Source organism: Pseudomonadota bacterium (genome assembly GCA_026388215.1).
Lineage (GTDB): Bacteria > Desulfobacterota > Syntrophorhabdia > Syntrophorhabdales > Syntrophorhabdaceae > JAPLKF01.
In genome coordinates this window covers 1-12394 of sequence record JAPLKF010000122.1, presented here as the reverse complement: position 1 = coordinate 12394, position 12394 = coordinate 1, and the positions used below count along the sequence as shown (strand labels likewise).

General features: G+C 38.5%; 14 protein-coding genes. 4 read left to right on the top strand and 10 right to left on the bottom strand.

Features of this window, described 5'->3' with window-relative positions:
• The 9 genes from NTU69_07230 to NTU69_07190 form a co-directional block, all read right to left on the bottom strand.
• Nucleotides 1–474: carboxypeptidase regulatory-like domain-containing protein (locus NTU69_07230; protein ID MCX5803308.1), on the bottom strand; the 474-nt coding region annotated here is incomplete at its 3' end.
• A 133-nt stretch (nt 475–607) separates the two neighbouring features.
• A complete protein-coding gene (coaBC, locus tag NTU69_07225; protein ID MCX5803307.1) occupies nt 608–1855 on the bottom strand; it encodes a bifunctional phosphopantothenoylcysteine decarboxylase/phosphopantothenate--cysteine ligase CoaBC in 1248 nt (415 codons plus the stop codon).
• Nucleotides 1856–1858: 3 nt separating this feature from the next.
• On the bottom strand, nt 1859–3052 hold the full coding sequence (locus NTU69_07220; GenBank protein MCX5803306.1) for a D-alanyl-D-alanine carboxypeptidase: 1194 nt from the start codon (nt 3050–3052) through the stop codon (nt 1859–1861).
• Nucleotides 3049–3798, bottom strand: coding sequence for a slipin family protein (locus NTU69_07215; protein MCX5803305.1), 750 nt, complete (start codon nt 3796–3798; stop codon nt 3049–3051). The genes NTU69_07220 and NTU69_07215 overlap by 4 nt, the downstream gene beginning before the upstream one ends.
• Nucleotide 3799: 1 nt before the next feature.
• Nucleotides 3800–5083 carry a nodulation protein NfeD gene (locus NTU69_07210; GenBank protein ID MCX5803304.1) on the bottom strand — a complete coding sequence of 428 codons (1284 nt, stop codon included), beginning with the start codon at nt 5081–5083 and terminating at the stop codon, nt 3800–3802.
• The gene (coaD, locus tag NTU69_07205) at nt 5080–5568 is read right to left on the bottom strand and encodes a pantetheine-phosphate adenylyltransferase (protein MCX5803303.1); all 489 of its coding nucleotides are present in this window, start codon (nt 5566–5568) and stop codon (nt 5080–5082) included. The genes NTU69_07210 and coaD overlap by 4 nt, the downstream gene beginning before the upstream one ends.
• A gap of 11 nt (nt 5569–5579) precedes the next feature.
• On the bottom strand, nt 5580–6143 hold the full coding sequence (rsmD, locus tag NTU69_07200; protein MCX5803302.1) for a 16S rRNA (guanine(966)-N(2))-methyltransferase RsmD: 564 nt from the start codon (nt 6141–6143) through the stop codon (nt 5580–5582).
• 59 nt (nt 6144–6202) lie between these two features.
• Nucleotides 6203–6607, bottom strand: coding sequence for a hypothetical protein (locus tag NTU69_07195; protein ID MCX5803301.1), 405 nt, complete (start codon nt 6605–6607; stop codon nt 6203–6205).
• Nucleotides 6608–6663: 56 nt separating this feature from the next.
• Nucleotides 6664–6825, bottom strand: coding sequence for an AAA family ATPase (locus NTU69_07190; protein MCX5803300.1), 162 nt, complete (start codon nt 6823–6825; stop codon nt 6664–6666).
• A 161-nt stretch (nt 6826–6986) separates the two neighbouring features.
• On the opposite strand from NTU69_07190, the gene NTU69_07185 reads away from it, so the two are divergent.
• Genes NTU69_07185 through serS form a run of 4 tightly spaced genes read left to right on the top strand, consistent with a single transcriptional unit; the run spans nt 6987 to nt 10209 of the window.
• On the top strand, nt 6987–7772 hold the full coding sequence (locus NTU69_07185; GenBank protein ID MCX5803299.1) for a TatD family hydrolase: 786 nt from the start codon (nt 6987–6989) through the stop codon (nt 7770–7772).
• Nucleotides 7769–8353 (top strand): cysteine hydrolase, encoded by a 585-nt coding sequence (locus tag NTU69_07180; protein MCX5803298.1) that lies wholly within the window; start codon nt 7769–7771, stop codon nt 8351–8353. The genes NTU69_07185 and NTU69_07180 overlap by 4 nt, the downstream gene beginning before the upstream one ends.
• Nucleotides 8354–8370: 17 nt before the next feature.
• Nucleotides 8371–8943: a GerMN domain-containing protein gene (locus NTU69_07175; GenBank protein MCX5803297.1), complete on the top strand. Its 573-nt coding sequence runs from the start codon at nt 8371–8373 to the stop codon at nt 8941–8943.
• Nucleotides 8944–10209, top strand: coding sequence for a serine--tRNA ligase (serS, locus tag NTU69_07170; GenBank protein MCX5803296.1), 1266 nt, complete (start codon nt 8944–8946; stop codon nt 10207–10209).
• On the opposite strand, the gene NTU69_07165 is transcribed toward serS, so the two are convergent.
• Nucleotides 10193–12394 (bottom strand): hypothetical protein (locus NTU69_07165; protein MCX5803295.1); only part of this gene is annotated, 2202 nt, incomplete at its 5' end. The genes serS and NTU69_07165 overlap by 17 nt on opposite strands.

Below are 12394 nucleotides of genomic sequence, written 5' to 3'. Positions count from 1 at the left end.
GGAATTGCCGCCGCGGATGAAGACACCTGTCGCGCCGCCATGCCGGCCGGCCTGGCTCACCGTGACGCCGGGAACCTCCCGCAGGACTTCGAACACGGCCTGCGCGCCTTGCTCGTCCATGTCGCGGCGGGTGACAACGTTGATCGAGGAACCTACTTGGGGCGACAGCGCGCCACCCAGCGTGGCCGATACCACAACGTGCTCCTGGACAGCACTGAGCGCGAGGCGCAAGTCCACAGTCCGGGTATCGCCTTCGCCCACCTCCACCTGGACTGAAGAGGCGGTGAAACCCGGCACACTCGCCACCAGCCGATACGCTCCGCGCCGCAAGCCGTCAAATTCAAAACGCCCGCGCGCGTCGGTCTGGCGCTCTTCGAGCGGTGTAAGTTGGTGGAGCAGGCTCACGCGTGCGCCCGGAACCGCGCGACCGCTTGGATCGAGCACCGTTCCTTCCAGCGTCGCGGCGCGCACCATGCCTATACTGAGGAGGAGTGTCACTAGGGGCAGGAGACCGGCACGGTAACCGGCAAGGTTACCCGTGCGGCAAGAGACATGACCGGTCCGGGCTTCGACTTCTGACTTCTGACTTCTGACTTCTGCATCGAGATCAGTACCAGTCTTCTTCCGTTCTTTTTCTCTTTTTTAACAATTTCCTTACAGAATCAAGAATGATATTCGCAATTTCTTCTTTATTTAATAAAGGGACATGTTTCATATTTCCGTTTGTATCAATAATTGCTACTTCATTATTATCGGAACCAAATCCAATGTCATTCCTTGCTACATTATTTGCAACAATCAAGTCTAATTTTTTCTTTTTTAATTTTTCATAAGCATGTTCAAATATATTTTCTGTTTCTGCAGCAAACCCAACAAGGATTCTATTTTCTTTTATCTTTCCCAATTCTCCAAGTATGTCGGGGTTTCTCTCGAGTTCTAATAACATCGAATTGTTTGTGCCCTTCTTTTTTATTTTCTGACAGTTTTCGTTTTTACATCTGAAATCAGCCACTGCTGCTGCTTTTATAATAATAGTACAGTCTTTGAAATGCTCCATTACTGCATCCCTCATCTCACAGGCTGTTGTAACCTCAACAAAACCTATATCTTTTCTTGGTGGGGGAAGGTACGTTTTTCCGGTTATAAGCATAACCTGTGCCCCCCTTCTTCTTGCAATCTTGGCTATTGCATATCCCATCTTGCCAGAAGACCTGTTGGTAATACACCTCACAGGATCTATAAATTCTGTAGTTGGACCTGCGGTCACCAGAATCCTTTCATCTGTCAGGTCCTTCTCTGTAAAAATATCTTCCATTTTTTCAAGTATCTCCTCAATAGTAGGCAATCTCCCCTTCCCTTGAGCCCCACAAGCAAGATCGCCACTTCCAGGCTCCATAAATTCATAGCCAGATTCTTTGAGTCTCTGGAGATTGGCCTGAACTATTTTACTTTCCCACATTTTCGTGTTCATCGATGGTACAAAAAGAACCGGTACTGTAATTGCCATTATCACGGTAGTTAAAAAGTCATCGGCAATACCATTTGCTATCTTTCCAATAATGTTGGCTGTTGCAGGTACTATTACAACTTGATCTGCTATATCTGAAAGTGCAATGTGTCCTATTTTTGAACCAGAAAAAAGCTGAAACATCTCATATGCCACAGGGTAACCAGAAAGTGTTTGAAATGTCAGTGGTGTCACAAATTCCATGGCATTTTTTGTCATAACAATACGAACATTTACATTTCTCTTGGTAAGGGCTCTCACCAATTCTGCTGTCTTATAGGCAGCAATCCCACCTGTAATGCCTATTATAATCTCTTTATTCCTTAACATGGTAAATTGTTTATTCATACTTTATATATTTAGACCAAGCTTCCTGATAAGTCTAGTAAACAAATTCGCCATTGGTACGTAAACAGGCGAAACTATATCCAGCTTGCCGATTGTTTCATTATCAAGCTTTATGACCATTTCACCCAGTTTTTGCCCTTCCTTTACCACACCCTTTATCCTTTCTGGTACAATAATTTCCTTTTTAATTGTACCCTTTTTATCATTAGGAATGGGATAAAGAAAGCTCGCATTTGCTATCCCTTTTATTTTCCTATATTTACCATCCTCAAGTATTATATCCTTATCAATTAATTCACCCTTCTTAACGATGTTTAATATTTTATACTGCGAAAAATACCTTTTCAACTTTTCCATTACAATATTATCTCTTATTTTGCTTTTCGGGCTTCCCATGACAACAACGATAAACCTCAAATCACCTTTTTTCGCAGTGACCACAATGTTATATCCTGACTTCCTGTAATACCCTGTCTTTAAGCCATCTACTGCAGGCATCTTTATAAGGAGCTTGTTAGTATTGTTCAATATGAACTTCCCATCTCTAAAACTATCACTCTTAATTGAGGTCCACTCAAGGAGTTTTGGATATTTCAAGAGTTCCCTCGCAAGTATTGCAAGGTCATTACATGAGGTGAGGTCTTCCTGTTCTCCTTTTGAAGGTGGGAGTCCATGGACTGAATGGTATTCTGTATCCACCATATTCAATGTCTTTGCCTTTTCGTTCATTAAGCTGATAAACTTTTCACTACTTCCAGCTAAAAATTCACCTATAGCGTATGCTGCATCATTCGCTGAAGCCACCATTGTTGCCTTCATCAATTCCTCTAATGTGAATACCTCTCCTTCTTTAAGAAAAACCTGGCTTCCACCTATCCTTGCAGCATTTTTTGAAATAGTTATTTTATCTGTGAGCTGTACCTCGCCTTTTGAAAGTTTCTCCATGATAATATAGGCAAGCATTAGCTTTGTAATGCTTGCCGGAGGCCACTTTAAATGGGTATTTTCACCTTCAAGAATCTTTCCTGTGCTCCCTTCCATAACAATATATGCCTTGAAAGGATCTTCTTTCTCTGCATATACCTTATCCCGAGAGATGTTCTTCCCTGGACGAACCTTTTTGTAAGTTATTTGCTTACCATATGCCAGATGAGCCCAAAAAATTAATATGAGACCTACAACAATCCATTTCTTCATTTTAATTTGTCCGTAAATGCTTTTATAAGATCTATCGGGATTGGAAACAATATAGTAGAATTCTTCTCTGTGGAAATCTCAATCAAGGTCTGCAAATAACGTAACTGCAACGACATCGGGTTTCTTGAGAGTATGTCAGAAGCATCAGCGAGCCTTGTTGCTGCCTGATATTCGCCTTCAGCACTTATGACCTTTGCCCTCCTTTCCCTTTCCGCCTCCGCCTGCTTCGCAATCGCCCTCTGCATTTCCTGAGGAAGGTCTACATTTTTTACCTCTACATTAGAAACCTTTATGCCCCAGGGTTCTGCATGAGTATCGAGAATCTCCTGGAGCCTTTCGTTGATCTTTTCCCTGCGCGACAGGAGCTCGTCGAGTTCGGCCTGACCCAGCACACTCCGCAGCGTAGTCTGAGAAAGCTGGCTCGTTGCATACAGGAAATTTTCTACATCAATGATTGCTTTTAAGGGGTCTATGACCCTAAAATAGACAACAGCGTTTACCTTTATAGATACGTTGTCTCTTGTGATTACATCCTGTGGAGGGACATCCAATACAACGGTTCTAAGACTCACCTTAACCATTTTATCAACTATCGGTATAAGAATTATGAGACCAGGGCCCTTGGGACGACCAAGTACTCTTCCCAGTCTGAATATAATCCCCCTTTCGTACTCATTCAGAATCTTTATAGCACTTGCAAGAAAAAAAATTACAATAACTATAACAAAAATATAAGCTGGTAACATTTTATCCCCCTTTTCTCTTAACTTTTAATATAAGCTCTTCCACGCCAGTTACTACTACCTTTTCACCCCCTTTGATATGCTCATCACTTTTAGCATTCCACAATTCTCCATGTAAAAAAATCTTCCCGCTCTCAAAAACATCGGTTTTTGCAATCCCTGTTTCTCCGATAAGGCCTTCCTTACCAGTCTTGACCTTTGATAGTTGTGCTTTTATTGCATACGATAACACACCAAAGACAAATATGCCAGATAGTATTCCCACAGCTAAAATAGTTTTATAGGATATAGAAAATATACTGGAAGGGATGTCAATAAGCATTATTGAGCCTATTATAATAGAGATTATCCCTGCAAGCCCCAGAACCCCATGGCTCACGATTTTCAATTCAAGTATGAAAAATATTATACCAAGTATAATAAGAAAAAGTCCGGCATAGCTGATAGGTATTGTTTGAAAGGCATAAAGCGCAAGGATTAAAGAAATTCCACCTACAACCCCGGGGAAAATGGCACCGGGGTTATATATCTCAAACAAGATACCATAAAGCCCAAGCATCATTAGAAGATATGCTACATTTGGGTCACTGATATACGAAAGGAACCTATATTTAAAAGGCATATCAATCTCAACCTTATTTTTACCTTTAGTCCTCAATGTTACCTTACCCTTCTTGGTTTCTACCACCTTCCCTTCTAAACTGGTTAACAACTCATCGATACTTCCCGCAACAATGTCTATGACATGTTTCTCAAGGGCATCATTGGCGGTTATAGAAGCACTTTCTTTTACCGCCTTTGCCGCCCATTCAACATTTCTACCTTTCTTCATGGCAATGCTTTTAACATATGCCTCGGCATCCTTTACAACCTTTTGCATCATCTCCTTATCCATTTTATCCCCACCTATGCTGACAGGGTGTGCGGCGCCAACATTTGTCCCTGGCGCCATTGCAGCAATATGAGATGCAAGGAGAATAATAGCCCCGGCAGAAGCAGCCCTTGCTCCAGAAGGATAAACATAAACAATCACCGGGACTTTCGAATCCATTATGCCCTTTATTATATCCCTCATCGATATATCAAGACCACCAGGGGTATCGAGGAGTATCAAAAGGGCTTCCGCCCCCTTTTCCTCACTCTTTGCAATAGATTCCGATATAAACCCTGCCACAGGAGGATTTATAACCCCCTGCACCTTGATCATATAAATATCCTTCGCATATGCGTAAGGTGCTACTAAAAAACATATGATAACAAAACCTATTGTTAGATAAGCCTTCCTCATTTTATAGAAAACTTCTCCTTCAATCTTTTTTCAACTATCTCGGGAACAAGCCCTGTTATGCACCCCCCAAACCCTGCAACCTCTTTTATTGTTCTTGAACTGATAAAGAAATAATCTTTGCTCGTCATCATAAAGATAGTATCCATTTCCTTATTTAAATTTCTATTCATTGATGCCATCTGAAACTCATATTCAAAGTCACTCATTGCCCTCAAGCCTCTTATTACAAATCTTGCGTCTACCCTTTTTACATAATCTACGAGCAAACCATCAAAGCTGTCTACCAATACACGGTTATTGTCATTTACAGATTTTTTTATTAAATCCATCCTTTCTTCCACTGTGAAAAGCGCATTTTTATCAATATTGTATGCAACTGCGGCAATAACCTTATCAAAGAGTTCGAGACCTCTCATCAGAATATCCAGATGCCCATTCGTAATAGGATCAAAAGAACCAGGATAAACTGCTATCTTCTTTTTCATCTAAAACTCCTTTAAATAATATGCTCACCAATCCTGACTATTTTAATATTAGTATCTCCATATCTTTTAGTTACCACTTCATCCCAGCCATCCAAGTCTGATAAATTCAGGACTTTCCTTTTTGAGTACTCTAAAATGAAGATTGTATTTCTATCATATATAATATTATTTTTGAATAGTGCCATGGTTTTAAAAATGTAACCCCTTTCATAGGGAGGGTCCATAAAAATTATATCATAGCTATATGCCTTTTTATAAAGAAAACGGATGGCATATCTTACATCCATATTCAGTACATGGCAATATTTATTTAGAGATAAATGTTCAAGATTTTTTTTTAACACAACGGTCATGCCTTTTTCCTTCTCCACACATGTTGCAAAAATGGCACCTCTACTTAAGGCCTCGATGGCAAATGATCCTGAACCTGCAAATAAATCCAGAACCTTACTATCTTTTACATCACCTATAAGGTCAAATACTGCTTCCCTTATCTTTGAAGAAGTATACCTCGCTGTTCCATCATTCAGAATAGCAATGTTCTTACCTTTCAAATACCCACCGGTTATCCGCAAATTATTACCTCATTCAACACTTTATTGGTCTTTGCTAAAATCCATAAACTGTTCTATGCTCAAACCTCACCATTATCAAACAATGCTTTAGAAACATCTCCTATGCTCTCTATTCCCTTCACCTCTTTTGGGGACAGGTAAGGTTTAGCAATATTTGCATTGCTATATGTATTTCCTATGAAATTAATATAACCCTCCTGCATTTTTTTACGTAACTTATGGAACTCACAATCTTCATCCCTCACGACATAATTAATAATTATATTTTCCACCTTCAATCCTTTCTCTTCAAAGTCCTTTATCACCCTGTCAGTCAACTTAACCCCAAGGGCTTCCGGTATTGTTACAATTACAAAATCATAATCCACATCTGCAAAAGATGAAATTACCTCATAAATCTCAGGACCAAACCTTTCCTTCCATTTAGTTAGGACAACATCTCTTGTAATTTCTAAACCATACAATTCGTATCTGTTATTAATCCTTACCTCCTCACTTCCAATAGTTACTTCAAAAATATCTAAAGAGATGGGGTTGGATCACTCGAAATTATAAGGACTTTCCTGCCATCCATGGCAATTTTTAAAGAAATGGCAGAAGCGCATGTTGTCTTACCAACCCCTCCTTTCCCACCGACCATAATGAGCTTAACATTCTTATCTATAATATTTATCAATCCCATAATATTTTCCTTCCAATGATTATCAATATTTTATAAAGAATAATACCATTTGAAAACAGGAAAAAGTTAATATATAGGTATTGAGTCAAAAAAATCGAATAAATAGCTATTCTTAACAGACAATACTTAACACTTAACATTGAATATGTTATAAAACATCTATGTTTATAGATTCCCACTGCCATCTGGAAATGGAATCATTTGATAAGGATAGAGAAGAAGTTATAAAAAGGTGCATACAAGAAGGGTTAGTTTATATCCTTACTGTTGGTACTGAAGAAAGATACTTCAAAAAGGTAATAGAAATCTTAAACAAACATCCCAGTATTTACGGTGCTATTGGCATACATCCTCACAATGGCAAGGATTATAACAATAGCCTGGCAGAGAAGATAAGGCCTTATCTCAATCACAAAAAAATTGTCGCCTATGGGGAGATAGGACTCGACTTTTTTAAGAACTATTCCCCGAGGGATTCACAAATCAAGGCATTTACAGGACAATTAGAGCTTGCAAAGAAAGCTGGCCTCCCTATAATAGTCCATTCAAGAAATGCAAAAGAGGAAACATTGAAAATTCTAAAAGAATCAAATAATGGTAGTACGGGAGGTGTCATCCATTGTTTTTCCTATGACCTTGACACAGCAAAGAAGGTCCTTGACATGGGTTTCTATATATCTATACCTGGAACGATAACCTACAGCAACACACAAAAATTAATAGATGTTGTAAGGTATACACCGGTTGACAGGTTGCTCGCAGAAACTGATGCACCATTTTTAACACCCAGTCCATACAGAGGAAAAAGAAACGAACCCTGGTTTGTAAAATTAACTATAAAAAAAATAGCAACCATCAAGCACAAAAAGGTAGAAGAACTTGCATTGAATTTATGCGATAATTTTTCAAGGCTTTTTCTCAAAAACCTGAAGGGAGACAAAAGGTGAACCCTGCGGTAATTATTGTTGATATGCTTGAAGGTAATTATGGCGAAAATAGAAAGGGAGAAAGGGAAGAAGAAAAGATTATACCCCACGTAAGGGACTTTTTGAAAACATGCCGGAACCTTTCAATACCTGTTATATTTGCCTGTGACAGTTTCATGGAAAACGATTTTATATTTAAGGGGAGGATGAAACCCCACGCTATAAGAGGAACAAAAGGAACACACCCGCTTTCAGACCTCGAACCCCAAAATACTGATATAGTAATTGAAAAAAGAAGGTTCAGTGCCTTTTTTAAAACAGACCTTGACCAGACCTTAAGGACTATGAAAATTGATACGGTTGCAGTTGGAGGGATTAACACACATTTCTGTGTCCTTGCCACTGCCTTTGATGCAGTGTGCCATGATTTTTATACGATAATCCTTGAAGATTTAAGCGCAGCATACAAAAAGGAAATCCACCAGGCATTCATCGAAGCATACAGAAATTCTGCAATATACCCCATCTTCAGGGTTCTGAAATCACGGGAATTCTTAAATATCTTTAAAAATGAGGAGACAGGGTTCAAGAAACATCCTTGAGCCCTTAAAAGAAATGAATGGCGAAGAGTGAAAAGATAAAACGTCTAATCAATATTATAAATAGACCGGTTAGTTCCAGAAAACTCACTATAATATTTATTCTGCTGGCTATACTTGTTGCTACACTCATAATTACATATAAGAAAAATACGATAATTATTGAATCTAAAAGGTATATTGCACCAATTGAAAAAGATGCTGTGTTCGTATTTTACCCAGTAAATCAGGAGAAACTCGGGAAAAAGGCCCTGGAAATTAAACCCAGGATATCAGAACAAGAAAAAGCTGATATAATAATAAAGGAGTTAAAAAAAGAAAAATGTGTACCCGATAACCTCAAACTATATGAACTGGCAACAGATGGGGATGGTATCATGTACTTAAATTTTTCAAAGGATATCCTGAATGCAAAAGCGAGAACAGCAAAAGAAATTACAATGACATATGCAATAATAAATTCCTTCCTTTCAAGTTTCAAAGATATTAAAAAGGTCCAATTTCTTGTGGAAGGACAGCCTGTCTATACAATAAATGGTTTAATTTATACCTACATGCCGATCGAATTTAACAAAGACTTGATGGAGGATTAAATGATTGACCCACGAATTATCAGGGAAAAACCAGAGATAGTATATGAAAGCCTGAAAAAAAGAGGGGTTGAGTTTGATATAGAAGCGCTCATCAATATTGATGAAAAAAGAAGGAAACTTATTCAGGAAACGGAGAAAATGAAAAACGAGAAAAACGAGCTCTCCGACGAAATAGCAAGATTAAAGAAAGGGGGCTTTAACCCTTCAGATAAAATAGAACACCTGAGAATGCTTGGAAAAACTATTGAAAATATAGAACAACAGCTAAGGGTTGTAGAAAAAGAATGGGAAGATAGGCTTCTTATGATGCCCAATATACCTCATAGCACAGTACCTGTTGGTAAGGGTGATGAAGAAAACAAGGTTGTAAGGGTGTGGGGAGAAAAACCTGCATTTGACTTCCAGCCCCTTGCCCACTGGGATATTGGTGAAAAACTCGATATTTTAGATTTCAAAAGGGCAGCGAAAATAACAGGGTCAAGGTTTACCCTTTATAAATCCCTCGGGGCCCTTCTTGAAAGGGCATTAATCAATTTTATGCTTGACCTCCATACAAAAGAGGGCTATATCGAAGTCCTACCACCATTTATGGTCAACCGGGAAACAATGACTGGTACAGGTCAACTTCCTAAATTTGAAGAAGAATTGTTTAAACTCGAAGGTCTTGACTATTTTCTCATTCCAACTGCTGAGGTCCCTGTTACCAATATTCATCGCGATGAAATTCTAAGGGAAGACGAACTCCCCCTCAAATATGTTTCTTATACGCCCTGTTTTAGAAAGGAAGCAGGGGCTCATGGAAAAGACACAAGGGGGCTCACAAGACAACACCAGTTCAACAAAGTAGAAATCGTAAAGTTCGCCCATCCTGAAAAATCTTACCAAGAACTTGAAGGGCTTCTCCAAGATGCAGAAAATGTGTTGAAGCAATTAAGGATCCATTACCGGGTTTCCATGCTATGTACAGGTGACCTCGGATTTTCAGCCTCAAAAACCTACGACATAGAGGTATGGTTACCAGGGCAAAATATATATAGAGAAATATCATCATGCAGTAATTTTGAAAGTTTTCAGGCAAGGAGGGCAAAAATCAGGTATAGAAAAACTGGTGGTAAGATAGATTTTGTTCATACCCTGAATGGTTCAGGTCTTGCCGTGGGCCGAACAGTAATGGCAATAATGGAAAATTTTCAGAAGAGTGATGGTTCTATAACAATCCCTGAAGTATTAAGACCTTACATGCATGGGATTAGCCAGATTCCTTAAATGTTGATAAAAGACTGTCGATTCTATTCAAAATTATGGGGTCATCTTCCGTCTCTTTAATATCGATAAGTAGTTTTTCTCCGCCTTTGCCAAACAATGAATAGAAAAGCTCTATCGCTTTTAACCTTAATTGCCTATCACCTATTTCCTTTAAAGTATTCATTATGGCAACAATTGCTTTCTTTTTTCCTGTAAGTTCTATCCCTTTTATCAAAAGGTCCTTTATCTCTAATACATCTTCTTTCTTCAAATGGAGGAGTAAGGGATTTATCATATTCTTATCCTGTATCTCCACTAATAATTCTATTGCCTCCCTTCTCTTCTCTGCATCATCCACGTGAATCAATTTTAAGATATGCTGAATATCTATACCCTTACCATCCCTTTTTGCCTTTTCTAAGAAATATACATATTCATAGGATTGTAAAACGAGACTTCCAAGAATCAACCCCATCTCCTCTTTTGAAAACACCATCTTGTCCCGAAACTTCTCTACGATTTTCAGTGTTTCACCATCAAGAAATGTCTCATTAATAATAGAATTTTGAAGTATATTCCTTACCTTCTTTTTTTCTTCAAATTCACCGAGTTTTAAAACCCTGTAAAGGGGTTCCTTTAAGTATCTACTTGTCAGGGAATAATAGGTTGAGCCCGAAGATTCAATCTCTTTCAGGACATCCTTTTCTTTTAAAAGATTTATATAATCAAGAATCCTCTCATGAGGGGCATACGTTTCAAAAAAGATGTTCTCAAGGGTATGCCTTTTCAAATACTTTTCATTCCTGTCAACAAGGGAAGCAACTATTTCCCTGAATTCTCTCTTATCTTTTACCTCCCTCAGCATATCTTCTAAGACCTTTTCCAGGCTTAAGTTGGCTTGCAATAGTTGAAATTCAATCGGTTTATAATACTCACTGGTATCCCAGAAAATCCTTTCTTCTCCATATGTATTCTGGGTTTTTGTTCCTTTCATTGGTTTAATTTCATAAATAGCAGCAATATTCATCCTGTTGAAGGGCATGTACCATTCAAAAAATGTTTCCTTATCTCCCGAAACAATCAGGTACACATTATCCTGATCCAGACAAAAGTTTATGAACCTTTCGAGCTTTTCCTTTTCTCTTGCGTCCATACCTACAAGTTTCTCGCAGGCATCTATCACAAAGAAACAAGGGCCTTCTACAGAAAGGTTTTTGCATATAGAAATAATATCCAGTCCTGAATAACTTAAAACATCGTGTCTTTTGCATATTATATCCCTCAACTCACTTACCGGTTTTTCCCATAATTCACAATAAAACACATTAGGGCTTACAGAAAAAATCTGTGGAATGATAAAGGACCTTAAAACCATAGTCTTACCTGTCGCAGCATCTCCCACAACTATTACATGGCGAAAATTAAACAGCCTGTCAAGTATCAACGATGCTTCTTCCCATCTCTTAAACGGCGGGCCTTCAGGCTCATCGTACGGGGAAAACTTCGCCAACTCGTATGTCTCTCTATCATAATTGAAATCACTCGTTATATCCCAGATAATATCTCTATACTGGAATCCCAGTCTGCCATTTACATTGTTTTTAAAATTATTAAACATATTTACTATGTATTGTTTTGCACTCTCTAATACATGTAACTCATAGGGAAATTGGGCATTATACTTGACATAGATAATTCCATCCCTGCTGTCTACATCAAGTTGTGTATTGCAACTCCTCAACACCAGTTGTGGTTCTTTGTATCTCTTAAGACTGAGATACCTCTGATCAGAATAGAAGATATCCACCAGCATATGAGAAAAATTAAAAACATGTTTGATAACCTTTGTATTTCTTATTATTGCCCTCTTACCATCTTCCACAATCTCACATTCTATCGGGATTTTTTTCACAATATCAGAAAAACTTAAATAGTTTATTATCTCTATCGCCTTTTCTGGAAAATCTAATATCTTCCCTATCTCATAATTCAAAAAAACCTTTTTATTGGAAATACCCAGATTATCCAGTATCTCTACATTAGAACTCCATTTATAGCTCTTTACCAGCCCTATATCATGCAGATACAGTGTGCTAAGGAGCGCGAATATCTCCCCTGAAAACATCTCTTCTGTTCTGTCTCTCGGGTCAGGAATAATCTTTTCTATCAACCCCTTAAGTGTTTCAACATGTTCTTTTAAAGGCAG